The following is a 25,306-nucleotide window of genomic DNA, read 5'->3' on the forward strand; positions in this document are numbered from 1 at the left end:
AGTGGAAAGTTCGTGCCAAAGTCACCCGAGTTCGTGCCAAACTACCCCAAGTTGATGCCCAACCACCATCTGGAGAAAACAACCACAAATAAAAAGGGATTTTTCCATATTTACGGAATATAGTCTTTATGCATTATTTTGGAGGGATGAGCTTGGAAATGTTGTTCAAATACAACTGGATGGTTCGGGAAGAGTGGTACCGCTGGTGTGAGGAAGTGGAGGAAGCTGAGTTGTTGAAGAAGCGGACTGGTGGAATGGGTGGTATTCTGCATACCCTTTTTCATAATGCTGATGTGGAATGGAGTTGGATCAGGATTTTACAGGGGAAACCCGACTTTATGGAAAGGTTTGAGAGCTACAACAGTTTGGAGCGGGTACGTGAATTGGATGCTTCCTTTCGCCTGGAAGTGCAGCAATTTGTGGAGAAATGGGACAACGATATGGAAAATAAGCTACTACACCTTCCTGAGGAGGATGGCAGTGTTACGGTATTTACTTGGGGCGAAGTGATGAGACATATCATTGCACATGAAATACATCACATCGGCCAGCTTTCTGTATGGTCAAGGGAATTGGGGCTTAAGCCGGTCTCCGCAAACCTTATTGGGAGAGGACTTGGATCTCATCATTCAAAAAAATGATAGAAGAGAGGTGCACCATGCAAAAATGGTACGGTTCAGCAGGAATCTGCATCAATGAACATAAGGAGATTCTGATGGTCCTGCAAGGGAAGCCCGGCGAAGAGAAGGTATGGACGGTGCCATCTGGCGGATTGGAGAAAAAGGAAAGCTTTGAAGCGTGCTGTGTGAGGGAGTTAAGGGAAGAAACGGGGTATGAAGTGGAAGTGATTGCCCGATTAAAGATCAAGGAAGGAACTACATACGGAATCGACGTGGAGGTCCATTATTTTGAAGTGAAAGTGGTCGGGGGAAAACAGCAGATCCAGGACCCGGACAATCTTATCCATGAAATTGCCTGGAAAAGTGCAGAGGAAGTGAAGGGGTTGAAGCTTTCTTTTCCGGAAGATAGGCATTACTTGCTTGATTTAATGGGATGCATGTTGCCAAGTTGAATAAGTTTTCTGTATAGGTCAAAAGAATGATGTGATTTTATTTTTTGTCTTTTAAAATTAGTCGAAAACTTGAAAATTTCTATATAAAAAGGTGAAGACATGAACGAATTGAAGATAAGAAGTATGATGAAACGCCTGAAGAGCGATGATCCTGGGAAGCGTTTTGAAGCACTTGGGACACTGTATGAATGCAAGATGGAAAAAGACCTGGAAGTCAGGGTCGACCTGTTGAAGGAAATGGTGGGCCTTGCCGCCGGCACTTTTCCAGAGCCTGTGGATGGGTGGGACAACCCTTCCTATTATCTGATCGACTTCTTGTGTGATTATCCGATGCCTGAGGTGCTGGAACAATTATTGAAGTATTTTGACCGTCTCCCCTCGGATGCAAAAGTGAGGGTGATGGAATTATTTTTAGCGACCGAGGATGAGGAACTATTTTATGAAATGGAAGAAAAGCTTGTTGCATTGATGAAAAGCGAGGATGTCCAGCTTCCTGTTGATCAGCTCACCCGATATCCAGTCTTTGTGCGGGATGTAGTGGAGCGCACTTTTGAAAAGATTCATTCTCCTCATTATAAATTTTCGATGTATGAATTTATCTCTGCCATCAATGAATCCGACCTGGAATGGGGCTACAGGAAAGAAGAAGTCCTTCCATTGCTTCACGCCGATTATGAAAAACTGAGGGATGAGTACCTCACCTACGACAAGGATTATCATGCGAAATTTGTTTACACGTCTTGGAAGGAAAGCTATTTTACCCTCCGTTACCATATGAGCATGCTGATCGGTCTGATGAATTATTATTACTCTAAAGAAGCGGAAGTGTATTTAAGGGAAGCGCTGAATTTCAGGGACCCTGTCATCCGCGCCAGGGTGCTTCATGTATGTATCGAAAAGAATATTGAAGTCGAAAAGGACCTTCTGGATGAACTTGCAAGCAATCTTGAAAGTGCGGAAGGCCTCTATTGGGATCTGAAATCCAGTAACAAGGAACACCTTTATCCAATCAAGGAAAAGAAGCAGCCCCTATTGGCAAAAGCTAAACTCTTCACCTATCTTGTCTACCTGAGGGATGAAGAAGGAAGTCTGATGAACAAATTTCCCGAAGAGATCCATATGCAGGATACGATAGAAACTGAAAATCAATACAAACAGCCTGTGCGCTATTATCTGATGAGCTTCAAGGAGTCCGGCACCGACTATGTGGCTTGGGTCGGCGGCTATTCTCTAGAGGACGGGGATGATACTGCGCATGTCTGGGAAGGGACATATACGGATTTCGTGGAGCTCGATTCCAAATCCCTAGAGGGGCATAAGCAGGATTTCTTTTCAAGACGGGAAGAGATGAGTCAGAAATACCATGAAGAAATCCATTATGAAAGTGCCCCGAAATTGTCAAAAGGCTTGTGGTTCTTCTACGCGATCCTTATTTCGCATTGGGTGAGGGTGCTGTTAAACGGGGTGGATGATGAGGTATACATCTCCATCGGATTTACTGCGCTTGGTCTGCTTCTGACCGCCTATGAAATGTGGAAAATCAAACGCAGCAAGATTAGCATCGTGGGACAGGAACTGATTATAAATAAAGGAAAAGACTCGAAAGTGATCCGCATTCAGGATATAAAAAAGGTGAAATACAACAAGAAGCAAATCGAGATCTTCAATAAAGAAAATGCGCTGCAGCTACAAGTTCCATTGAAATGGGTCAATTATGACCACTTTTCTTATGTATTGAGAGAGCAGACACAGCATTTGCGTGAGAGGCCGTTCATTGAAGAGTAGTAGAAAAACTACGACCATTTTTGAATCAGAAAACGCAGGGTTTTGGAAACCCTGCGTTTACATTATTTAATTAATATCGGGTAATGGTATTTAGAAATATGTAATGGAAATCCAAATTACACTATTTTTGCCCCTTTGATTTTCCAAGCAAATTTAACCCTACTGCACCCATTACAAGAGTAGCGGCAATTACTGTCACCGCAAATGTATGGGAGGCAGTGTCGTTTGTTCCGATAGATACGCTATGTAACCACCATAACTCGATTATGACTATCAGTGCCCATAACATATAAACTGCTGCTAATCTTTCTTTCTCCAAAAATTCTCTCCCCTTTATGTAATATTTTTTCGGTCACATTTCTGATTATCAACTGAATACCATTTATTTAAATAGTACCATAATTATTCCATTTTTGAGATTTCTCATCATTTCATTTTTTTTATTTTTCCCCAACTATTCAAAAAATGTTATAATTTTCATAATTATCCCATTAATGAAAGGGTGGGCAACATAGGCTCTCGAATCATGCACCTCATCATTGCCAATAGAATCGCTGAAAAATTCCCCGATCTGAACAGGTCTGCTTTCCTTTTAGGTGGCATCGCAGCGGATGCCGTATCCCCCAAGGATCTTTCCCACTTCTACTCGGGAGATGTCCAGGACTATTCCAGGATAATCGATTACAACGGATTTCTGGATAAATATCGTACGCTGCCGCAGCATGATTATATTCTCGGCTACTACACCCATCTAATCGCGGATGACCTGTGGCTGAAGGGGTTTTACCTGCCATGGCTGAAAAACAGGATGGAACATGATCCGGATATCCTCAGGCTTTATCATGAGGACTTTGGCCTGCTGAATGCGAAGCTGTTGGATTATTACGGACTGGATGTAGAAGTGTTGAAGGAAATGGAACAACCTCCTGCCGCAATGGTTGATCTAGAGGAAGTGACCATAAAGGCCTTGCTCGATTTCCTGCCTTATGTAAAAGGCGATATGCAGTATCCATCCGATGACCTTCAAGCACCGTTGAAGGTTTTCACCCTTGAGCAGATAGTCGGGTATGTGGAAACGTCGGTGGATAAAGGAATCATACATATTAACAAGGCATTCGGGAGTGTGGGGAACAATGAACAATCCTTGGAACAAAGTAATATATAAAATCTGGGCGCCTGTGTATGATAAGTTCTTCAACTCGGGTTCTTTCCTGCAGGCACGCAAGGAAATCTTTCAGGAGCTCCCTTTTGAAAAGTGTCAAAAGATTTTGTTTGTTGGTGTGGGTACTGGAGCGGATCTGGAACTGATTCCCCATGCAAATCTGGATATCAAGGCCATTGACTTTTCTCCGGATATGCTGGAGAAGGCGAAATCTAAGTTCAAAAATTCCCGCATTGAATTTTTGGAGATGGATGCACAGAACATGATATTTCCTAGTCATTCCTTTGACTATGTTGTTGCGAGCCTCATTCTCTCTGTAGTGCCTGATGCGGAAAAATGCTTTCAAGAGATGGAGCGGGTCCTAAAGCAGAATGGCAGCCTGATTGTGTTTGACAAGTTTGCCCCCAAACAAAGAAAGCTCGCGTTTGGCAAACGAGTCATCAGGCCGTTCGTTCAACTGCTTGGAACGGATATCGGCTTGAGTTTTGAAAAACTGTACAAAAAGTATAGCAGGAGCTTGAAGATTGTAGACGACAAACCCATGATGATGAACGGGATGTACCGGAAAATACTGATGAAAAAAGAAGTTTGAAGGGAGAGGGTCACATGTTTCATGTGAATGTGGAAGGCGCGATATTCCGGGATGGAAAGTGGCTGGTGATAGAAAGGAGCAAAAAGGAAGGCCATGCGGGAGGATTGCTGTCACTTGTCGGTGGTACGGTCGATCCGGAAGGCTTCTCTGCCAACATCCTGGAGAGAACCGTCCAAAGGGAACTTTTTGAAGAGGTCGGGGTAAAGGTGAAGGACGAGATGATCTATGTGAGAAACACCTCCTTCATACTGGACGATGGCAGCGAAGTGATTGATATCGTGTATCTTTGCGAGCTGTTGGATGCGGAAGAGGCTTTTATCAAAAGCCCGGATGAGGTGGAGGCGGTATACTGGCTCACCTCAGAGGAGGTCATCATGCACCCGGATGCCCCTGTCTGGTTGATCGATAGCATAAAGGCAGCCGAGGCTGTCATAAAAGTCAAAGCTTGAGGCTCCCGTCTCAAGCTTTTTTACTGGCTCAAATATTCATACACCACATCATTGACGATTTCAAATACATCAGAAGCGTCATCCGTCCGTAAAATCTCCGTAATTTCAGCTGTCATCCTTATATAATCCTCTTCACTCAGCGGCACCGATTCTAGGTCATGCTGGTACTGAATGAAACAATTTCTGATCATCTTGCGCAATAATTTATTTTCCACGTTTTCACCCCATTATTCCTTTAGTATAAAGGATTTGTGCTTAAGATAAGAGCCTGTCGTCGAAAAATGTCGGAAAAAGTACTGGAATTTACCATTGAAACCGAACGTATATTCGCTTATTATTGGGTATATACTACTAATGCGAACGTATATTCTATTTTAGAGAGGTGTGACCCTAAAATGGATTACAGCCAGATGCCAAACAACAAGATTCTTTGCGTAGATATGAAAAGCTTCTATGCCAGCTGCTCGGCTGTCATGATGGGGCTTGACCCGCTTTCCTGCTATTTGGCGGTGGTCGGGGATACAGAAAGGCAGGGGAGTGTCGTGCTTGCGGCTTCCCCGATGCTGAAAAAGGAATTCAGAATCAAAACAGGCTCGCGAAGATTCGAGATACCCAATGATCCGCGCATTCATGTCGTCAATCCGCAGATGGCGACCTATCTCCGCATCTCCACCGAAATAACCCGTCTTTTTAACCGCTACGTCCCAAAGGATGCAATCCACACGTACAGTGTCGATGAGAGCTTTCTGCAGGTGGACGGAGTGGAAGGCCTTTGGGGGGATGCCACCATCATTGCACAGAAAATAAAAGAAGACATGGAGCGGGAATTTCAGCTGCCATGTGCCATCGGGATCGGACCGAATATGCTGATGTCCAAACTCTGCCTGGATCTTGAAGCGAAAAAGAAGGGCATTGCCGAATGGACCTATGAGGATGTTAAAACGAAGCTATGGCCCCTTTCGCCCTTGCGTGAAATGTGGGGGATCGGATCAAAGGTGGAAAAAACACTCAACCGGATGGGGATTTTCAACGTCGGACAGCTTGCGAATTATCCGCTCGAGCTGCTGGAGAAGAAATTCGGAATCATGGGCAATCAGCTTTATCATCATGCATGGGGCATCGATCTGTCAGAGCTCGGCGCGCCCATCATCCAAGGGCAGATCAGCTTTGGGAAAAGCCAGATCCTGATGCGCGACTATACCGACCCGGAGGAAGTGAAGCATGTCCTTCTTGAAATTTGCGAGGAGGTGGCAAGAAGGACGCGTCATCACCGGAAAGCCGGTCGGACGATCAGCCTTGGCATCGGTTACAGCCGCGACGAACTTGGTGGAGGCTTCTATCGTTCCCGGACGATGGAGCGGGCAACCAATATCACGATGGATCTTTACAACACCTGCTTGGAATTATTCGAAGAAAATTACGAGCATAAGACGGTAAGGAAAATAGCCGTCTCCATCTCCAACATCATCGACGACAGCGAGATGCAGCTCAGCCTGTTCGAACTCGAGCGGCCAAAGAAAAGGCAGCTTGGATATGTGATGGATCGCATTCGCGGAAAGCATGGATCGAATGCCTTGCTCCGGGCGGTCTCTTATACAAATGCAGGAACGGCGAAGCATCGCAGCCGATTAGTTGGCGGACATAAAGCATAGAGGAGGTGCAAAAGAATGGCAATACGAGATAGAGGAACCATCAAATGGACGTCCATGATGCTGCCGGAGCATGTAAAGCTGCTGCGGGACTGGACGAAGGAAGATCTATATGAAACAAAACCGGAACTCGATGAACAGCGGCTCGAAGAAATGAATGAACTGTTTTGCGAAGCGATGGAAACGGGTAAGGAAGTAACCATCACCTATTATGAAAAGAGAAGATACCATCTATTCGTAGGAGCGGTGCATCATCTGGATGCCCATCAGCGCCGTTTGCATGTAGTGGATAAGTTTGGTGAGGCAAGCTATCTGATCCTGGACAATATTTTGGATATCTCCTAAAAAACGAACATCCTTCCCAATGAAGGGGAAGGACGCCGATGAAGGATGGTCAGACTGCACGAGGATGTGTCTGACTTATTCCTATATTATACCTGTTCGAAATAGCCAAGCTCCAAAATCGCTGCAAACACGTCGTCACCCTCATCGGAAGTGACTTCGACCTCTTGGCCGGGCTGAAGCGCAAGAGCAAGCACACCAAGCAGGCTTTTCGCATCCACTACCCAATGCTCCTTTTTGAATAGTACCGTGCCAGGGTAAGAGCTAGTCGTATTGACAAGGCTGCTGGCGGATTCCGCAAAAATGGGTTTTAACACTTTAAGTTTCATTTATATCTTCCCCTTTGGACTGTAATACTTATTAGTATAAAGAAAAAGTTGGAAACAACAAGAGAAAAATATTGATATCGATCGGGAGTGAGAACATGAAAATAGATGTGACAGAAAAGACACCGCAAAAAATCCTCACTCCGACAAGCGGATTTCTCGAGGGCTATACCCATTCATTGAATCCATATATCGGCTGTGCCTTCGGCTGCTCCTATTGCTACGTCAGGCAGAGTCCGGTCGGATTGTTCCGGAAACAGGAGTGGGGGACCTGGGTGGATGTAAAAAAAGGGGTGGCAGAAAAGCTGAGGAAGGAGTTGCTGCTGCTTCGGAAAAAAGGAAAGCAGGTTGTCATCTTCATGTCATCGAGCACAGATCCATATCAGCCAATCGAGCACAAGGAGCAGATTACACGAACCTTACTTGAAGTGATGACGGAAATCCCGCCTGACTTTCTGTTCGTGCAGACAAGAAGTCCCATGGTGTCAAGGGATATTGATTTGTTTGAAAAGCTTGGGGACAAAGTGATGGTCAGCATTACCGTGGAAACCGATCTCGAGGAAGTGCGGAAACGCTTTTCCCCCGCAGCACCGCCCATTCCCGCCAGGTTGAAGGCGTTAAAGGAGTTAGGGGATGCAGGCATTCCAGTACAGGCAGCCGTAGCCCCGGCCTTGCCATTTTCGGATAAGTTCCCAGAAAAGCTAAGAGGACTTGTGAACCGTATTTGTGTGGATGATTTTACAGGAGATGGAAGCGGTGGCAAGCGGACAGATCGGTTGAAAATCGATGAGCGGTTTGATGGATCGGAGAAGGAAGAGTGGTATAAAGGAAATGTTCAGAGGCGCGTCTGGGAAAAGCTGAATGAGGTGTTTCCACCCGAGAAGCTGATCCTTAGTCCAGAAGGGTTCATGCCACCAAAAAAGAGTATGGAACCGTAAAGGCCCATACTCTTTTATGTACCTGATAGGCTGAACCGTATCAGTCGTTCAATACTTGCTCAGCCCGCACACAGGACTCGAAATTCCCTTTATGGGAAGCATCGCAATACGGAAGCTTCTTGGAAAGGCCGCAGCGGCAAAGTGTAAATGCCGGCTTGTCCGGGAACTTGTTTCCTTCTGCATCAATTAGCTCCACATCTCCTGTTACACGGAAGCCTCCGTTATCCAGTACTTTGATCGTCACTTTTGACATTGGTAAAACCCTCCTTCATATTCACATATTAGTATCGTACCTACAATTACCCAATTTGACAACAAGAACTTGTACCCCTACCATCCTTTCCAAATGCCTTCTAGTTATACAATCCGTGGAAATATGGTACAATCATGCTAACATTGAAACAGTTGGAGGCATGAAACGTGAAAGTGACGTTTACTGAAAGAGCAGCAGAAAGAGTAAAAGCAAAGCTTGAAAACCAGGAAGGCAAATGGTTGAAGCTTAAATATGATACAGATGGATGTGGCTGTGTTGTCAGCGGAGTCTCCGCATTATGGATCACACCGGAGAAAGAGGACGACGATGTCGCATTGGAGACCAATATCGGTCCGTTGTTGATGGAAAAGTCAAAGCTGCTTTTCTTCGATGAGGATATGACAGTCGATTTCGTAGAGAGTGCAAATACATACATGCTGAAGTGTCCAAGCCAGATTTTGAACCCACGCATGTCACTACTCGTAGTGGGGGGAACGAAATGAGTGTCGAAGGCAAAATCAACTCCTTGAAGAATGCCGCCCAATCCAAGACATGGGCATCCTTCCTGAACAACAATCACCCGTACAGCCTGCTGCACTGGTCGATAGGCGGCATCAATCATGAAGATAAGGATGTATGGCTTCTGCAGGACGAAGTGACATTTGAAGTGCAGGAATTTGCGAGCTTGGATGTTGCCGTCGAGTGGATAGCGGCAAATATGGATGGCATCACAGATGTACTGGGTTAATGAAAAGAATGATGTGAAACGAGCCAGAGATTAAATCTTTGGCTTTTTTGTATATCCGGGAACAAATAAAGAACTTCGTGCACATACAGACACACTAAGGTATACTTTTTACGTATAAAATAAACTAAAGTCAAAAGGGTTGATAAGCATGTTGGATAATTATATAGCAGAGGTGAGAACTAGATGCCTTGAGTATAAGTTAGATCCAAATGTAATTCCTGCCTTTACAAGGTTATCCAATGAGGAGCTTGCTAGAATACAAGGTGAATATAAAGAAAGATTACATATTATCAGATTGTTTATGGATAAATTTTTAGATAAGAGCAAGGGAATTCCCTTATTGGTTGCTGTGACAGATGATAAAGGGAATATTATTGAATATATGGGAGATGAAAGTCTCGAGGATACGGTAGTCAATCAAATCGGACTGCAAAAGGGGGTCAGGTTTACGGAAGAGAAGGCTGGGGTAAATTCCATTCTTGCAGCGCTGGAGCTTAAGATGCCGGTCCAGATGATCGGGGATGATCACTTCTATCATTTTCTCCATCTGACAGCCTGCTACAGTGTCCCGTTGTTTCTTCAGGAAAAAGTGATCGGCACGATTTCCATGATGACATTCCTGCATGTAGCGAATCCGATGATCATGGCCTCGTTGGAAACCGTGGTGGATTCGATTGAGCGGGAATTGGACCTGCGCGAACGGAACCGCTATCTTGATGAAATGAACCAGATGATTCTTGAACAATCCAAGACCGGGTACATCGTCCTTGATGAAAGTGGAAATATAGTAAAAGTAAATCCAAAAGCGCAAGCGATCCTGGACAAGATACCTCATTCCATCAGTGAGATGGAGCAGCTAGGGGAGGTTCATGAACGATACGAAAAAAATGGAGAGGAAATACAAGATTACAAGGTTATCCTCCAGAATGATGCAGAAAATAGAACCTGCCTTGTTAACTTTTTCCCATTTCAGGAAGGGACCCTGATACAGCTCCATGATATCACGGAATATAAAAAGACGGAGTCCTATATCCAAAATGCCGAAAAACTCTCCATCATCGGACATTTGGCAGCGGGAGTGGCGCATGAGATAAAAAATCCGCTCACCACATTAAAGGGCTTCGTACAGCTTGTTCAGGAAAATAGGTACAACGATACATATCCGGCCATCATGCTTAATGAGATTGAGAGGATTGACCAGATTACAAACGAATTTCTTGTACTGTCGAGACCGACAGTACAAGCGAAGGACTGGTATGATGTCCGTGAGCTTGTTAAAGAAATCGGGGTGCTCTTATCAAGCTTCGCCATAAGCAAAAATATCGAAATCACCCATAGTTTTAAAGATATTGAGCCTATCTATTGTGATGCTAATCAGCTTAAGCAGGTATTCATCAATCTGGTAAAAAACAGTGTGGAAGCAGTCGGCCACAATGGAAGGATTGACATAACGGTCGAATCACCCAACCCTGAAAGTATATTGATCCGTTTTATGGATGATGGGGACGGATTCCCTGAGCATATCCTAAAGAGAACGGGTCAACCGTTCCTTACTACTAAGGAAGATGGCAACGGCCTTGGGATCATGGTCTGCAAGCGGATAGTGGAAACCATTCATAATGGCGAGATGATCATTTATAATAAGCAAGGCGGCGGGGCGATAGTGGATATCATTCTACCGCAAACATAAAGGTGTCCCAGTGAATGGGGCATCTTTTTTGGGATTAGTAAACTTGTCATTCAAAAGTGACTATGCCACTATAGAAAATAAAGCTTTACTGAAAAAGCAGAATGGAGAGAGAAACGTGTCAAAATTGCCAAATTGCCCGAATTGCGGGTCTGAATATACATATGAGGATGGAAATATGCTGGTCTGCCCCGAATGTGCCCATGAGTGGACGCTCGAAGCGGATACAAGCGAAGAGGAAAAAGTGGTAAGGGACGCCAACGGCAATGTACTCCAGGACGGGGATTCCGTTACAGTGATCAAGGACCTGAAAGTAAAAGGAAGTTCTTCTGTCTTGAAGATCGGAACAAAAGTAAAAAGCATCCGCCTCGTCGAAGGAGATCATGACATCGACTGCAAAATCGACGGCTTCGGGGCAATGAAGCTGAAATCGGAGTTTGTGAAGAAGGTATAGGCGGAGTTGGATGAAGAAAAACACTAAGAGTTAATTAAGAAAATAGTATGCTAATTCCAGTGCTTTAATAAGGAGTTGTGTCAAATGAATAAAAATAAAAGCACAGAAATAAAACGCTCATCAAAAGCAGAAAATATTCTAGCTCGGATTGATAGTAAAACTAAGCTCGGCGACTTACGAAAAATCGCCAAGGACATTAAAAAAGATCACGAACTAGCTATGGAACTTTGGTCAACCGGAGAGTATTTGCCCAGACTATTGGCAATCTTAATTATGGACAAAAAACTTCTTTCACAAGATTTACTAAATAAGCTCGATAAGGATATGCAGACTCACACATTCGATGAGCGAAATAACTTAATGGATTGGTTAATGGCTAATCAGCTCACTAAAGACAAGAAGAACATTGCATTGATGGAGTCATGGGAAAATAGTCCTTCTGCTCTTCAAAGGCGAGCTTTCTGGTATTTTCAAGCGCGATTGAGATGGACTGGACAAACACCGCCTGATAACACCGCAGAGTTACTATCTGCAATTGAAGCTACTATTACGCAGGAAGAACCGGAAGTTCAATGGGCTATGAATTTTACCGCAGGCTGGATAGGCGTTTATGATGAAAAGTATCGAGCACGTTGTATTAAAATTGGTGAGAAGACGGGTCTTTACAAAGATGAAATGGTATCAAAAGGATGTACTCCCAATTATTTGCCGGAGTTCATTACGATTGAAGTTAACAAGCGAATTAATAATTAGTTACTACTGAAAAATTCATAAGAGTTTGATGTGAAGCTAAAGGAATATAAAGCCTCAATATGGACAGGATCTGAAAGTAAGCTCTTCCAGATCCTTTTTGCTTTGAAGGAAATTTCAATTTTCAATATAGTGCGCCATTCTTGAAGAAGAATCGGTGCTCAATTTGCCTTTTAGGTCCAGATTATAGCATAAAAATTGAAACCGACTGGGGAATTAGCATGTATGACCTTTCGAATAAATTAGAGCAATTTATGAAAAAACATTTTGAAGATCTCGTTTTAGCGCCGGGATTATTTTATTCCTGGAGATATGGAATACGTTTTGAAATTTCCAACCCTGATTTATCTTTTCAGGCAAAGGCTAATCTTATACAAGTTTATGAGCGTAGTACGGATATATTTAAAAGGGTTTTTGATGAAAATGATGAAATTTTATTAGTCACCAATGTGTACTGTCACAAAGCAGATACTTTCCTTCAAAGCAAGCCATTAAATGTGTACCGAAAGTATGTTAAGAATAGACAATCATTGCAATAGGGAGCTTATCTGCAACAAGATAAGCTTCTTTTTTATGGAAAATATATCTTGAGTATATGCCTAAAGTTTGAAATAATTGGTAATAAACAGTAGGGTAGAAGAGTTAAAGAAGGATTATAAAGGGAGATGTCATAATGGGTAGTTTGATTATTGTACTTCCAATCGTTTCGGTTTTGGTTGGACTATATTTTATAACATTGGGACTATGGGAATTAAGAAAAGGCGTAAATAGAAAACAATACATCAAGTATATGTTCACTGGCTTATTTTTGCTCGTGGTTTTAACCCCTATGATATGGCTATTTGGAAGTAGCTCCTTAATGAAAATGGGTTAAGTGTGTGAAAAAATATATTTAGATTAACGGAAGCGATTACAGCAAAGTTCGCGCTCTTTACTTAAGAATCGGGCAGGATTGTGGAATAAGATTACTATTAATAAGTTAAATTCAAAGTGAATATAGTAGGAGGTGGATTGGTGTCTATAAAGAAATGGAGTGTTTTAGCATTTATTATTTTAATAACAATTGGAACTTTTGTTTTTTATCAGCAAACTCATTTGTCAATTTGGGGATTTAACCTTGCTAACAAAGATATAAAAGAAGTTATTGTTTCAACAGATAATCATTCTTATAAAATTACAGATAAAAAACTGGTTATGGAAATTGCTGAGGATGTTTCAAAAATGGAAAAACATTCAAAAGTTGAATCTTTTAATTACCCTCCTCAACAAAAACCCAAACGATATCAAGAACTTTTAATTCGAACAAATGATAAGGTTATATATGGCGGTAGCTTTTGGGTTATGGAAAATACCGTTATGTTCGAAAGTAGTGGTTATTATTGGTCACTTGATTACAATAAAATAAGTGATATATTAGATGCTTCACTTAAAAATGCCGCTAAATTGAACTGAAAGTCATAACACAAGTTTGCTTTTTCTTCCGCAATCTAGGAACTTTAATCGAAGATCACATTACAAGTTCTCTCAAATTCAAGTCTTCATGAAAAGGGCGCTATCCTGTAAACAAGGATCAGCGCTCTTTTATTTTATTGGCCATGGAAAATATCTTATTGAAGGGATTTTTAGATTATGAAATAATTGGAATTAAGCAAACTGGGAGGTTTGAGAAAGAAGAAACTTTCATACTCTCATTAGAAATTACTAGATAGCGTTATTTTCAGGGGAGGGTAATTGATGTATCCAAGAGCAAATACACTAGGAATAATTATGAAGGACAACTATATACTTTTGGAAGAGCAGGAAGGAAAGCACTCAAAAGGAATAGGTTCTTATTACCGCCCCATAGGCGGTACAATCGAATTCGGCGAAAGGTCAAATGAGACATTGGTGAGAGAGTTTAGTGAAGAATTAGGCGTTGAAGTTGTTGTCAGAGGATATATTTCATGCATAGAAAATATATTTAAAATAGACGAAAAAGTAGGACACGAAATAACACAGATATACTTAGTTGATTTTAAAGATACGAATTTATATCAGCAAGAATATTTTACAGTATCTGAAGGGAATAAAATTACTTATGCAAAATGGATTTCTAAAGAAGAAATTTTTTCAGGGGAAAAGGTGCTTTACCCAAATGGGTTAACAGAATTACTGAAAGAGGAAATTTAGGTTAATTCTTTAACTGACTGGGAGCTTTAGTTGAGCAGTTGATTACATGAATAGGAGTGAGAAAATGCTTGACTATATTATGAAGGTACGTGAAAAAGTTGGCACTATGCCCCTCGTTGTAAGCGTGGCAGGCTGTCTAATCTTAGATGAACAGAACCGTGTTCTATTGCAGCATAGAACGGATAACCATAATTGGTCTCATCCAGGAGGAGCAGTAGAAGTAGGAGAATCTGTAGAAGATGCTGTAAAAAGAGAAGTATTTGAGGAGACAGGTTTACGATTACAGAACCTAGAATTTTTTAATATTTATTCTGGAGAATCACAACATTATATTTATCCAAATGGTGATGAAGTCTATTTTGTTAACATTATTTACATATGTAAAAAATTTGAAGGTACACCTATAGCAGATCAAAAGGAAACTAAGAGTTTGCAGTTTTTTGAACTGAATTCTTTACCGAATATGACTCCTAATAATCAAACAATCATAGATGACTTAAAGAAGACAATATCTCAATCAATCTCCCTAAATTGATTTTTAAATTAATGGGGCAATTGCTGAAGAATTGCCGGTTGAGCTTGATCGCTCCATAGAGGGCACGATTGTGGACCATGGAGGTGTTAGATGAAAACTCTCTTATTCATTACGTTTGTTCAATTGTTGACTTTTCCACTATTTCTTATAAACTTCTATACTTTGTTCCCATTGCAGACAGTAAAGTTAATATGGACTTCACTAATTCTTATAGGATTATTCTTTGGGTTTAAAGGAGTAATTACTCATAAGGAAGAAATCAAAATGTTTATGTTATCTACCTTAACTGTAATAACTAGCTTTTCCTTATTGCTTTTTATGTATTTAGTTTCTTTGTCCTCAATGTAAAAAAAGATATAACTACCCTGCTTGGTGTAATAAGAACTTTGGAAAGTAATAATAAATTTTCCGACCTTGAGTTGGAAAGGGAAATCTGACTAGTCGGTGTTCTGGTGATTTGTTTGGAATTTAATATTTAGTAGGAGGACTTTATGGAAAATGTAAAATTAAGAAAAATGTCAGAAAAAGATTTTGACATTTACTTTCAAAATAAAATTGAAAGGTATACTGATGTATTATCCCGGAACATCCATGAACTGGGTGAAGAAACATCTCTTAAGGCAATCAAACAATTAAATAATTTGCTTCCGAAGGGACTTTTTACACCAAACCATCATCTTTTTAATATCTATACTGGGGAACAAATAGCGGGTTATGCCTGGATAAAAATTGAAGTGAAAAAAAAGAGTGCATTTCTTTATGAAATCTTTATATTTGAAGAGCTTAGAGGAAGAGGTTTAGGAACTAAAATCATGGAGCATATTGAAGGTATCATTAGGCAAAAAGGAGTATGCTACTTTAAACTTCATGTATTTGGAAGTAATACTGGTGCTCGAAAACTATATGAAGAGCTTGGATTTGAAGTCGCTGGAATAAATATGTTGAAAACATTAGAAGAAAAAGTACTTTCTTAGCAAAAGGAGCGTTCTGAAGCTATATACAACTGGAATTAGAAAAAAAGAATTAGCATCTGTTATTGCTTCACGTGCGACATTAAATCAAATAATCTTCTCTATTTCTATTTTTCTTATAGGTTTAATCGTTGACTTGTTTGGAGCGCAGTTTGCCTATTTGTTTTCAGGAGCTTTATTATTCATCTCAACTATCATTGGTACATGGAGTTTTAAAAGTGCGAGGATTGAAAGTGATAAGAATATACAGAAAGAAATAAATACGTAAAAGCAATATTGAGTTTGAGAAAGCTGTTCAGCAATCTAGGAGGGTTTGCTCAATAAGCTAAATCAACCATGAGCCGAAATTCTGCAAGTTCTTATTAAGAAAGTGCATGTTTTTGCATACTGCCATAATCAGCATTATTAAAGTGCCAGATACAGATAAATGTACTCAAACTAAATGGCATTTGATTAAGTAAAGTGAAAACAAAGGGGGAAAATCAATGAATAATATGGATGAAAAATTATTTCAATATTATCTTGAACTTAAAAGTCCTGAAGCTGGTGTCTGGAATACCTCTCCACAATGTATCCATACTGAAATGAAAACAAGAGATTATATAAGGAAATCCTTTGCGATTACTGAAGGAATGCAAGTTTGTAATGTGGGAATAGGTACGGGCGATTGGGATGACTATTTAGGTTATTGGATAAAAGACAAAGGAAACTTAACAAGCATTGAAATAGATAAAGAAACATGTGAAATATTTGCATATAGACAAGCGAGGGAAGGACACCCAAATCCTTCTAAAGTAATATGTAAGAGCATTTTTGATCCTGATTTACCTGAAGGGAATTTTGACATTGTTACACTTATCGGCTCAGCTATTAATGAAATCGGCGAATTCGAAAAATGTCTAGATTCCTGTTTTAGTTTGTTAAAACAGAGTAGGTACCTTATGATTATGGCGAACTTAAAATATTCCCCTTTTGAAGTGATAGAAGAATACATAAGAAAGACAGATCATCTCTTAGAAAAGCACGATATTTACGATGATTTCCCTGAATATCCGTTTTATATATGTAAAATAAAAAAATAGAATTAATTAAATGGAGCAAAAGTGCACAAGGGAGCTGCTGTGAGGCAGTTCCCATTCTTTGTTAAAAAAGTAGGATTGTTTTATTAGGGGGTTCTTATGAAAAAGGTTGTAATTATAGGTTCAGGTGGTTCAGGGAAATCCACACTGGCAAGGCAATTAGGAGAGAAACTAAAAATAAACGTATACCATCTTGATGCCCTATTTTGGAAACCTAATTGGGTTGGGGTACCAAAGGATAAACAAATTAAAGTCCAAAATGATTTAATGAAAGAAGAAGAATGGATTATTGATGGAAACTATGGTGGGACAATGGAGATCAGGCTGAATGCCGCAGATACTATAATTTTCCTTGATATTCATAGAACAATCTGTGTCTATCGTGCTTTTAAAAGGATGTTGCAATACAGAAATAAAATACGACCAGATATGGGAGAAGGTTGCGAAGAAAGATTTGACTTAGATTTTATTAAATGGATATGGGATTATCCAATAACTAAGAGACCAGGAATACTAAAAAAGCTAGAACAATTGTCTGAAGATAAACAAGTTATCATGATTAAATCTCCAAAAGAAGTTCAACAGTTTTTAGATATAGTATAATGACTCTTGCTTCTTAATCTTCAACTATCGTGCGCTATCCTGTAACAAGGATCAGTGCTCATTTTTCATTTTTGGGCAAGATTGTTGAATAAGAAATTGCAGGATGTTTTAAAAAAATGCAGAATCTTTACAGAGGTAATTATTTATTGGTTTTCTGGAATTCTAAATATTCAAGGAGGAGATGACTTTGAAACGAATTGACTTTCTTTTAAACGTACTTGATTCAACATTCGATAAAGAGAGTTGGTATGCACCGTTTAAAGATTCTCTAGAAGGACTTACAGCCGAACAGGCTATCTGGAAACCATCTGGTGAGGCAACTAAAACCATTTGGGAGAACGTTAATCATCTTATTTATTACAAAGAGAGACTTGCTGCAAACTTGGAGGGCCGTGAATGGACACATAATCTCGACGGTGATGAAACCTTTTATCTTACAGATCAAACTAATGATGACAAGGAATGGAGGAAAGTCGTTGAACGTTCCGAAAACGCTCAACGCAATTTAAGACATATATTGAGTAAAATTTCCGACCAAGAGCTTGATCAAAATTCACTTGAGCGGAAATTACTGGACATAATGCTTCATGATGCTTATCATACAGGCCAAATTATTCAATTAAGAAAAATGCAAGGGTCGTGGCAATCAAAACGTTGACCGAACAAAGAGATATTTTGTTTAATGAAAAATCGGATATTGAAAAATGGGATTCAATCGTTTAATTCGAGGTATATCTATATATTGAAGAATTAATTTAACAGGTATGAAAAAGCAGGGAATCATGGACTTCCTGCTTTTTCATATCCGTTTTGTTTTCGGTGTAACTTGACCTTTATCTTCCGGGCTTTCCTGTCCAGGAGTCCTTCAATGGTACGATCCTGTTGAAGATCAGCTTATTTTCCGTTGAGTGCTTATCCTGGAAAAAATAACCGTGGCGTAGAAATTGGAATCTATCTTCGACTTTTGCATTTTTCATCCAGGATTCGATTCTGCAATTTTTAAGGACTGTTTTTGATTTAGGATTGATTTTTTGCTCCCATGTTTTTTCTTTATCCTTTACAATGTCTTCATCTTCGAACAGTTTTTCAAAAAGATGAACCTCCGCAGTTTCGCTGTTCAATGCGGAAACCCAATGAATCGTCCCCTTGACTTTTCTTCCGGTGAACCCCGTTCCGCTTTTGGTTTTTTGATCATATGTGCATCTAAGCTCCACTATCTCCCCTGTTGCATCATCTGTAATCACTTCATTACACTTAATGAAATAGGCACCCTTCAAGCGGACTTCGGAATGTAAGGATAGTCTTTTGAATCCTTTAGCCGGCACTTCCATAAAGTCCTCACTTTCTATATACAGCTCTTTTGAAAAGAGAACATCCCTGTGGCCTAACTCTTTGTTTTCTGTATTATTTTCAATTGATACAAGTTCGGTCTTGTCTTCAGGATAATTGGTTATCGTAACCTTTAGAGGATTCAATACCGCCATCGCACTATTCGCTTTTGTTTTCAACTCGTTTCTAAGTGTGCTTTCCAGCATGGCAATATCCACAATGCTTTGATGCCTGATAAAACCGATGTCATTTATGAAATTTCTTATGCTGCCTGGAGTGAATCCCCTTCTCCTTAGCCCGCTTATAGTAGGCAATCTCGGGTCATCCCATCCATCTACGACATTTTCTGTTACCAATTCCCTCAAATACCGTTTACTAGTCACAACGCCGGTTATATTAACTCTTCCAAACTCCCTCTGCTTTGGCGGTTGATTAATATTCAGTTCTGCCAGCACCCATTCGTACAATGGGCGATGATCTTTGAACTCTATCGAGCAGAATGAGTGGGTGACACCTTCAATAGCGTCCTGTAACGGGTGGGCAAAATCATACATGGGATAAATACACCATTGGCTACCCATTCTATAATGGCTTGCATGGATAATCCGATACAGGATTGGATCCCTTATATTCATGTTTGGGGATGCCATATCAATCTTTGCCCTTAACACCATCGATCCTGTTTGAAAGTCACCATTTTTCATCTTCAAAAATAACTCGAGGTTTTCTTCTACTGGCCTTTCCCTATATGGGCTATTTTTCCCGGGCTCTGTCAGGGTCCCACGATATTCCCTGGTCTCTTCCTGTGACAATCCGCACACATATGCTTTTCCGGATTTTATTAAGCTGATTGCTGCATCGTATATCTCGTTAGAATAATCAGATCCATAAAATATCCGATCACCGGGAGGATAGCCGAGCCAATTCATGTCTTCAATGATGGAATCGACATATTCGCTTTCTTCTTTTAAAGGATTCGTATCGTCAAAGCGGAGGTTGAAATCTCCATTGAAATGTTGAGCAATCCGGTAGTTCATATTAATCGCATAGGCACTTCCGATATGAAGATGACCATTCGGTTCTGGAGGGAACCTTGTGCAAATCGTTCTACTGTATGCTCCGTTTTCCAAATCCTCGACAATGACCCTTTCCAAACTGTTAAAGTTCGCTTCCGTTATCCCGTCCATATTAGACCCTCCCAAGATTATTAGTGTTTTTATCCAATAAAAAAAATCTCGTCCCCAAGACTCATTTAGTCTTGGGGACGAGATTTTATATCCGTGGTACCACCCCAGTTTGTCAATATGTTGCCATATTAACCTCATCAGGTACGGTATTAATTCAATACGTATACCCTAGCCCTATAACAGGAGCACCTGTCACACTATCCCTAAAAAAGTTCCAATGTGAATGCTCAGAGCCTTGGTTCGATAAATCATTCCTACTCCTTTTCAGCTTCCGGAGCTCTCTGCAAAGAATTAATTTTATCTACTCTTCTCATCATCGCAATTACAATTCTTGGTTATTAAATTATCAAATATCTTATCAATGTCTTAAACAAATGTAAAGATACTACCCACAAAAATTTTAAGAAGGAGCATAAGATTCCTATTTTGGGAAAAATCTTGTGAAAATTAAGTTTTTTTGAAATAATTGGTATTAGGTAACAGAGGATGATTTTTTTAGGATGTGATTTTTTTGCTGAAAATGAAAGATATTCAAGCTGTATTTATTGACCGCGATGGAACCATTGGTGGTACGGGGCATTTTATTCATCCAAAGGAATTTACTCCTTATCCGTTCAGTCTATCTGCTTTTCAGCTGTTAAAGGACAATGGAATAAAAATGTTTGCTTGTACGAACCAGCACAGGATCAGCAGAGGTGAAGCGACAATCAATGATTTTTCCGATGAATTCATGTCCTATGGCTTTGATGATGTTTTCATTTGTCCGCATAGTCATACTGAACGGTGTGACTGCCACAAACCAAACCCGGGATTATTATTGGAAGCTGCTAAAAAACATAACATAGACTTATCAAAAACCGTTTTTATTGGGGATGTTGGAGAAACGGATATGCTGGCAGCACATTCAGTGGGGGCAACCAAAATATTGGTTTTGACAGGATGGGGCAGGAGCTCACTCGCTGCGTACCGTCATAAATGGAAAGAAGTGGAGCCTGATTTTGTAGCTGAAAATCTATTGGATGCTGTGAAATGGATGCTAGATCAATAAAAATTCGAATTGGATACAAAGGTGTTTTTTCGCGATTAAAGAGTACATAAGATTAATGGGAATCAAAGTGCCGCATTCCAGCAGGACTGAAGAAAGGAGAATGAAAATGATAGAAGCTGATAGATGGATTCTTCAGATTAAATGGATTCCAAGAGTGCATCTTCCTGAAGAAGGCTCCAGATAATTGGATAGAATCGAACCTGATTATAAAATTCTATTTTGGAGGCTTTTACATGGAACAAACATTAACAGTACGTGAAATATTGAATATAAAGGAACCGGCATACATGATCCCGATGTCCATATCTGCGGATAACAAATGGCTGGCTTTTTGCCTGGGAGGAAAAGCAGCAGGGCGAGAATCTGAAGGAGTATCAATGGCAGTGGAGGGTACCACCCAATGGGTATGCAATATGGAGACGGGACATGCTTTTCCGGTAGCACAGAGTGGAAATAGCAGCTGGGCAGGGGTATGGTCCCCTGATGGCAGAACCTTGGCATTTTTTGCAGATATTGATGGTAAGGCATGTCTATGGTTATGGGATTCCAAGGAAAATGGATTGAAAAAAGCATCAGCCCTGATTGTCTGCCCTTTCTTCGGTTTTGAAAAACCCATTTGGAGCAAGGATGGAAAAGATATTATCGTGAAGTCATTACCTCCAGAAGGTTTAAGTGCGGATTTCTATCCGGTTACAGACGAAGATATCCTCCTATCCCCAGATCATAAGCCTAAGGTGTTTCATTCCATGAGTGATAGGAAGGCTGGAAGTAATATTGATGATGATACCTGGGTGAACCGTTATCGGGCAGAAATTAGCAAAATAAACATAGAAACCGGAACTTCCACACTTTTATGTAGTGGACTGAGACCGGTCGCCATGGAACTTTCTAAGGATGGCCGGTCACTAGCCTTCACAAGCTGCACTGGTGAAGAAAGGATGGATTCCCAACAGAATAATTTTGATTTATGGATCTGTTCATTGGATTCCGGAGATCCCCCCAGATGTGTCGCTGGTGGTATCCGCATGAATTATGGGCTGACTTTCGGCTGGGCTGCTAATCATTCAATCTACTATACTACGAGTGGCCATTTAGCTGATGGTGGGTTGTGGCATGTAGATACCTATACCGGGAAGGTGGAGCTGCTCTACAAAAATGAGAAGAATCATCTGGGGCATGATTATGAGCCACCCAAGCCGTTCAATGATGGGAAGGTCGTTCTCATTGCAAACGATAAACTATGGTGTTTCAGTCATGATACAGGCGGATTAGAGGAAATCACCATAAAAGGGGAAAGAATTGTTGTTGCTGGATTTCCTGTAACCGATGATGATCAGATACTACTACAAACCCATAATCCTCATGGTATCCAAGATGGTTTTTGCAGGGTGGATCTTAGGACAGGGGAGGAAACCATATTAATTGAAGAGCAAGCGGGACATCTTCCTTGGTACGAAAGCGGAAGTGCTTCTGGTGAGAATACAATAGCCTATTTCCATCAGGACGCAGACAAACCACCAGCTTTGAAAGTATTTGATTTATTAACACATACTGAAAAGACTATCGAACTGAACCAGATAAACTCTACACTGCTTGGGACGTCTCAATTGATTCGCTGGAAGACCGGCGATCGTGAATTAAAAGGTGCATTGCTTTTACCCAAAAACATAAAAAAACCTGTTCCTGTCGTCATTCGGGTCTATGCCGGTTCGATGCAATCCGAGAGTATCCGGTTGTTTGGACTGAGTCAAACAAAATGTGACAACCATCAACTATTTGCATCCAGAGGGTATGCTGTCTTTTTACCGGATCTACCCAGGTCCTGGAGTCATGAGCCTGCGGATGAAATCACCAAAGCAATAGAAAATGCAGTGGAAGCATTAGTGAAACATCCTGATATTGATCCAGATAGGATTGCCATAATCGGTCACTCGTTCGGAGGTTATTCCGCACTGGTTGCGATCACAAGACTCCAGCTGTTCAAAGCGGCTATCATATCAGCGGGGGTCGCCAATATCATAAGCAACTATACACAATTTGATTCTTGGGATCCTGATACCACTTCCAATTACGGGATGATAGAGGGGGGGATATTCAATATGGGTGCAACGTTGTGGGACGACCAGGATCGTTATATCAGAAATTCCCCCATATTTGATTTTCATAAAATCGAAACCCCAGTCCTCATCGTCCAGGGTACAAGAGACCACATATGTCATGCAGAGGCAGGACCGATGTTTTCCGCGCTGAAGAGGTTGAATAAACCAGCACAGCTTGTGCTTTATGATGAAGATCATCATCAAAGTTCATGGCGCCATGAAAACATAGAAGATTATTACCAACGGGTATTTGATTGGCTAGAAAAGTTCCTCTAAGCATCAAAATAAACATAAATGGAGAGTAATGGTACATCGATATTGCTTGGGAGCCTATCTGTAACAAAGATAAGCTTCTTATTAAAATGAATATACAATAAGTATGCGTCCAATTCTTGAATGACTAGTACTAAACAATCTGGCAGTACTGTTGAAAAAGAGTTTATCCTATAAATTCTGAAGGAGATACTTATATGAGTGGCGATGGAGCAATTTGGAGCGTATTATTATTGAGTCTAATAGCTTTAAATTTCTTAACTATAACTTTGTACAGGAAAGGAAAAATGCCTTTATGGGGGTCTGGTTTAATTATTGGAATTCTAGGACCAATAATTGCTTTTATATCGGGCTTTGTTTTTGTAAAGGTTGATCAAAGTATGGGAGGAAACGGTGTAGGAGCAGCCTTTGGAGCTGCTTTCATAGGTATAGTCATTGTGAGCAATGGAATACTCTATTTCATTATTGGCATCATTTTCGTGATTAAGAATATTATTAAACAACGTAATTTAAACCATTGAAGATAGAAAAAACAAGGAGAGCAAATATATTACTCCTATTTAAAAGTTTTTCAATTATCTTGAAGAGTTTGTTACGAAACGGTTCCCCTCCTTGAATATGTTTTTGACAATGATATTGAATGTTGAGATAGTAAGACTCCCTGGAGGTTGTAAATAATGAATACTTTTTTATTACTACTCCATATTTTTATCTCTTTAGATATTTTTAAATCTAAAAAACAAACAAGGCTTAATTTATTTATTAATAAAATTATAAAGTTTGCAAAGATATTACTGTTTTTAATAATAGTATTTATCGGATACCTATTTGCGTGGCTTACAGGAGATAAACCCTAACTTTTATAAATGACTTATTCCACTATCTGGAGCTTATCTGTCATAAAGATAAGCTTCTTTTTTTTGTAAATAATCATTGAGTTAACGATCCGCATTTGAAATAATTGGTATAAGGTAATCTGGCATTAAAGACTTGAGTTTGAAATGAGGTAGGTGAATTTATTTGAACAAAGTTATCGATAAACTTAAAGAAATAGATACAGAAGAAGTCGGAATCGTAATATATACCAGCAAAGGACAAAGAAATAATATTTCTTTAAATAGTGAACTCATAGTGCCGCTCGCATCAGCAGCAAAAGTAGCAATAGGATTTTGTGTAGCGAAATGGGTAGATGATGATTTCTTTAAATGGGATGACTTAGTTGAAGAAGTCACGTTTAATACAGAAGAAGATAGCAAGGAACTTTATCCTCATCTACAAAATAGAGAATCACTTCCTTTAAGGGAGGCGGTTGAAGTAATGATTGCTTGTCATGATAGCGATGTTGCTAAATGTATTGTGAATTTTTGTGGTGGATGGGAAAAGTTAAATAGGTCCATCCAGTCGTATTATCCGTCAATAAATATTACTGAGAATCCAAGAGATCTTGAAAACAAAGGTGAGCTAAATAGTTTACTTGAGATAATGATACATATTTTTCAAGGCTACAAGACACAACCTCTCCTTTGGACACCAATCATTAATGGTCTGGTTAGACAAAAGGGAGATATAAACCATATTCCCCCACACCATCTAAACCATATGACGGGTGGCTTGGACAATGTGGTGATTGATATTGGCATGATCGGAGACTTCAATGACAACCCTTTTATTTATGCAGTAGGGGCTATGAATTTACCTAATAGATTTAATAATCAGGCTGCTGACAACAAGATTGTTGAAGCTATGAATTTACTTTATGATGAATATTTGAAGAAATAGACAGCGTACTTAATTAAAAGTAGTGAA

32 protein-coding genes and 1 other annotated feature are annotated in these 25,306 nt (G+C 40.2%); of the genes, 27 read left to right on the forward strand and 5 right to left on the reverse strand.

Features of this window, described 5'->3' with window-relative positions; translation table 11 throughout:
* Window positions 1-152 precede the first annotated feature (152 nt).
* The 3 genes from JOC95_RS14330 (at window position 153) to JOC95_RS14340 (ending at window position 2,857) form a co-directional block, all read left to right on the forward strand.
* On the forward strand, window positions 153-641 hold the full coding sequence (locus tag JOC95_RS14330) for a DinB family protein (RefSeq protein ID WP_204417681.1): 489 nt from the start codon (window positions 153-155) through the stop codon (window positions 639-641).
* 17 nt (window positions 642-658) lie between these two features.
* Complete coding sequence (locus JOC95_RS14335; protein ID WP_204417682.1) at window positions 659-1,072, forward strand: NUDIX hydrolase; 414 nt, start codon at window positions 659-661, stop codon at window positions 1,070-1,072.
* 99 nt (window positions 1,073-1,171) lie between these two features.
* Window positions 1,172-2,857: a hypothetical protein gene (locus JOC95_RS14340; protein WP_204417683.1), complete on the forward strand. Its 1,686-nt coding sequence runs from the start codon at window positions 1,172-1,174 to the stop codon at window positions 2,855-2,857.
* Window positions 2,858-2,978: 121 nt separating this feature from the next.
* Here the strand turns inward: JOC95_RS14340 and JOC95_RS14345 are convergent, their stop codons facing one another.
* Complete coding sequence (locus JOC95_RS14345) at window positions 2,979-3,176, reverse strand: hypothetical protein (protein ID WP_204417684.1); 198 nt, start codon at window positions 3,174-3,176, stop codon at window positions 2,979-2,981.
* Window positions 3,177-3,383: 207 nt separating this feature from the next.
* Between JOC95_RS14345 and JOC95_RS14350 the strand changes: the two genes are divergently transcribed.
* From JOC95_RS14350 to JOC95_RS14360, 3 genes are read left to right on the forward strand one after another with little or no spacing between them, the layout of a single operon-like run.
* Window positions 3,384-4,022 carry a zinc dependent phospholipase C family protein gene (locus JOC95_RS14350; protein ID WP_239582927.1) on the forward strand — a complete coding sequence of 213 codons (639 nt, stop codon included), beginning with the start codon at window positions 3,384-3,386 and terminating at the stop codon, window positions 4,020-4,022.
* A complete protein-coding gene (locus JOC95_RS14355; RefSeq protein ID WP_204417685.1) occupies window positions 3,991-4,611 on the forward strand; it encodes a class I SAM-dependent methyltransferase in 621 nt (206 codons plus the stop codon). Before JOC95_RS14350 ends, JOC95_RS14355 begins: the two co-directional genes overlap by 32 nt.
* A 14-nt stretch (window positions 4,612-4,625) precedes the next feature.
* Window positions 4,626-5,060 carry an NUDIX hydrolase gene (locus JOC95_RS14360; RefSeq protein WP_204417686.1) on the forward strand — a complete coding sequence of 145 codons (435 nt, stop codon included), beginning with the start codon at window positions 4,626-4,628 and terminating at the stop codon, window positions 5,058-5,060.
* Between the two features lie 20 nt (window positions 5,061-5,080).
* On the opposite strand, the gene JOC95_RS14365 is transcribed toward JOC95_RS14360, so the two are convergent.
* The gene (locus JOC95_RS14365; protein ID WP_204417687.1) at window positions 5,081-5,275 is read right to left on the reverse strand and encodes a YqzH family protein; all 195 of its coding nucleotides are present in this window, start codon (window positions 5,273-5,275) and stop codon (window positions 5,081-5,083) included.
* Window positions 5,276-5,455: 180 nt separating this feature from the next.
* Here JOC95_RS14365 and JOC95_RS14370 point away from each other — a divergent pair, with 180 nt between their 5' ends.
* On the forward strand, window positions 5,456-6,712 hold the full coding sequence (locus JOC95_RS14370; protein WP_204417689.1) for a Y-family DNA polymerase: 1,257 nt from the start codon (window positions 5,456-5,458) through the stop codon (window positions 6,710-6,712).
* A 15-nt stretch (window positions 6,713-6,727) separates the two neighbouring features.
* Window positions 6,728-7,054, forward strand: coding sequence for a YolD-like family protein (locus JOC95_RS14375; protein WP_204417691.1), 327 nt, complete (start codon window positions 6,728-6,730; stop codon window positions 7,052-7,054).
* A gap of 86 nt (window positions 7,055-7,140) precedes the next feature.
* Here the strand turns inward: JOC95_RS14375 and JOC95_RS14380 are convergent, their stop codons facing one another.
* Window positions 7,141-7,380: an HPr family phosphocarrier protein gene (locus tag JOC95_RS14380; protein ID WP_204417693.1), complete on the reverse strand. Its 240-nt coding sequence runs from the start codon at window positions 7,378-7,380 to the stop codon at window positions 7,141-7,143.
* A 95-nt stretch (window positions 7,381-7,475) separates the two neighbouring features.
* On the opposite strand from JOC95_RS14380, the gene JOC95_RS14385 reads away from it, so the two are divergent.
* Entirely contained in the window at window positions 7,476-8,315 is an 840-nt protein-coding gene (locus JOC95_RS14385; protein ID WP_204417701.1) for an SPL family radical SAM protein, read from the forward strand.
* Between the two features lie 40 nt (window positions 8,316-8,355).
* Here JOC95_RS14385 and JOC95_RS14390 read toward each other — a convergent pair whose 3' ends face one another.
* Entirely contained in the window at window positions 8,356-8,568 is a 213-nt protein-coding gene (locus tag JOC95_RS14390) for a CDGSH iron-sulfur domain-containing protein (RefSeq protein ID WP_204417703.1), read from the reverse strand.
* Between the two features lie 167 nt (window positions 8,569-8,735).
* Here JOC95_RS14390 and JOC95_RS14395 point away from each other — a divergent pair, with 167 nt between their 5' ends.
* From JOC95_RS14395 to JOC95_RS14455, 13 genes are all read left to right on the forward strand, one after another.
* A complete protein-coding gene (locus JOC95_RS14395; RefSeq protein ID WP_204417705.1) occupies window positions 8,736-9,071 on the forward strand; it encodes an iron-sulfur cluster biosynthesis family protein in 336 nt (111 codons plus the stop codon).
* A complete protein-coding gene (locus JOC95_RS14400) occupies window positions 9,068-9,316 on the forward strand; it encodes a DUF2552 family protein (RefSeq protein WP_204417707.1) in 249 nt (82 codons plus the stop codon). Before JOC95_RS14395 ends, JOC95_RS14400 begins: the two co-directional genes overlap by 4 nt.
* Window positions 9,317-9,464: 148 nt before the next feature.
* Entirely contained in the window at window positions 9,465-11,006 is a 1,542-nt protein-coding gene (locus JOC95_RS14405; RefSeq protein WP_204417709.1) for an ATP-binding protein, read from the forward strand.
* 115 nt (window positions 11,007-11,121) lie between these two features.
* The gene (locus JOC95_RS14410; RefSeq protein ID WP_204417711.1) at window positions 11,122-11,457 is read left to right on the forward strand and encodes a zinc ribbon domain-containing protein YjdM; all 336 of its coding nucleotides are present in this window, start codon (window positions 11,122-11,124) and stop codon (window positions 11,455-11,457) included.
* 84 nt (window positions 11,458-11,541) lie between these two features.
* Window positions 11,542-12,210 (forward strand): DNA alkylation repair protein, encoded by a 669-nt coding sequence (locus tag JOC95_RS14415; RefSeq protein ID WP_204417713.1) that lies wholly within the window; start codon window positions 11,542-11,544, stop codon window positions 12,208-12,210.
* 140 nt (window positions 12,211-12,350) lie between these two features.
* Window positions 12,351-12,746 (forward strand): DUF3885 domain-containing protein, encoded by a 396-nt coding sequence (locus JOC95_RS14420; protein ID WP_204417715.1) that lies wholly within the window; start codon window positions 12,351-12,353, stop codon window positions 12,744-12,746.
* A gap of 475 nt (window positions 12,747-13,221) precedes the next feature.
* A complete protein-coding gene (locus JOC95_RS14425) occupies window positions 13,222-13,659 on the forward strand; it encodes a hypothetical protein (protein ID WP_204417717.1) in 438 nt (145 codons plus the stop codon).
* A 282-nt stretch (window positions 13,660-13,941) separates the two neighbouring features.
* Window positions 13,942-14,376, forward strand: a complete 435-nt coding sequence (locus tag JOC95_RS14430) for an NUDIX hydrolase (protein ID WP_204417720.1) — start codon at window positions 13,942-13,944, stop codon at window positions 14,374-14,376.
* A 64-nt stretch (window positions 14,377-14,440) separates the two neighbouring features.
* Window positions 14,441-14,911 (forward strand): NUDIX hydrolase, encoded by a 471-nt coding sequence (locus tag JOC95_RS14435; RefSeq protein ID WP_204417722.1) that lies wholly within the window; start codon window positions 14,441-14,443, stop codon window positions 14,909-14,911.
* Between the two features lie 491 nt (window positions 14,912-15,402).
* Complete coding sequence (locus tag JOC95_RS14440; RefSeq protein ID WP_204417724.1) at window positions 15,403-15,885, forward strand: GNAT family N-acetyltransferase; 483 nt, start codon at window positions 15,403-15,405, stop codon at window positions 15,883-15,885.
* Window positions 15,886-16,367: 482 nt separating this feature from the next.
* Entirely contained in the window at window positions 16,368-16,964 is a 597-nt protein-coding gene (locus tag JOC95_RS14445; protein WP_204417726.1) for a methyltransferase domain-containing protein, read from the forward strand.
* A gap of 96 nt (window positions 16,965-17,060) precedes the next feature.
* Complete coding sequence (locus tag JOC95_RS14450; protein ID WP_204417728.1) at window positions 17,061-17,564, forward strand: DNA topology modulation protein; 504 nt, start codon at window positions 17,061-17,063, stop codon at window positions 17,562-17,564.
* A 187-nt stretch (window positions 17,565-17,751) separates the two neighbouring features.
* Window positions 17,752-18,222 carry a DinB family protein gene (locus JOC95_RS14455; protein WP_204417731.1) on the forward strand — a complete coding sequence of 157 codons (471 nt, stop codon included), beginning with the start codon at window positions 17,752-17,754 and terminating at the stop codon, window positions 18,220-18,222.
* Between the two features lie 175 nt (window positions 18,223-18,397).
* On the opposite strand, the gene JOC95_RS14460 is transcribed toward JOC95_RS14455, so the two are convergent.
* Entirely contained in the window at window positions 18,398-20,080 is a 1,683-nt protein-coding gene (locus tag JOC95_RS14460) for a glutamine--tRNA ligase/YqeY domain fusion protein (protein ID WP_204417738.1), read from the reverse strand.
* A gap of 70 nt (window positions 20,081-20,150) precedes the next feature.
* Window positions 20,151-20,406, reverse strand: a binding site (T-box leader).
* Window positions 20,407-20,600: 194 nt separating this feature from the next.
* Here JOC95_RS14460 and JOC95_RS14465 point away from each other — a divergent pair.
* From JOC95_RS14465 to JOC95_RS14480, 5 genes are all read left to right on the forward strand, one after another.
* Complete coding sequence (locus JOC95_RS14465) at window positions 20,601-21,128, forward strand: HAD-IIIA family hydrolase (protein WP_204418111.1); 528 nt, start codon at window positions 20,601-20,603, stop codon at window positions 21,126-21,128.
* Window positions 21,129-21,183: 55 nt separating this feature from the next.
* Window positions 21,184-21,312, forward strand: a complete 129-nt coding sequence (locus JOC95_RS21560) for a hypothetical protein (protein WP_275580567.1) — start codon at window positions 21,184-21,186, stop codon at window positions 21,310-21,312.
* 49 nt (window positions 21,313-21,361) lie between these two features.
* Window positions 21,362-23,503: a S9 family peptidase gene (locus JOC95_RS14470; RefSeq protein ID WP_204417740.1), complete on the forward strand. Its 2,142-nt coding sequence runs from the start codon at window positions 21,362-21,364 to the stop codon at window positions 23,501-23,503.
* A gap of 194 nt (window positions 23,504-23,697) precedes the next feature.
* Window positions 23,698-24,021 carry an ABC transporter permease gene (locus tag JOC95_RS14475; RefSeq protein WP_204417742.1) on the forward strand — a complete coding sequence of 108 codons (324 nt, stop codon included), beginning with the start codon at window positions 23,698-23,700 and terminating at the stop codon, window positions 24,019-24,021.
* Between the two features lie 499 nt (window positions 24,022-24,520).
* Window positions 24,521-25,279 (forward strand): serine hydrolase, encoded by a 759-nt coding sequence (locus tag JOC95_RS14480; protein ID WP_204417744.1) that lies wholly within the window; start codon window positions 24,521-24,523, stop codon window positions 25,277-25,279.
* Window positions 25,280-25,306 lie beyond the last annotated feature (27 nt).

The organism is Sutcliffiella tianshenii (assembly GCF_016908565.1).
Lineage (GTDB): Bacteria > Bacillota > Bacilli > Bacillales > Bacillaceae_I > Sutcliffiella_A > Sutcliffiella_A tianshenii.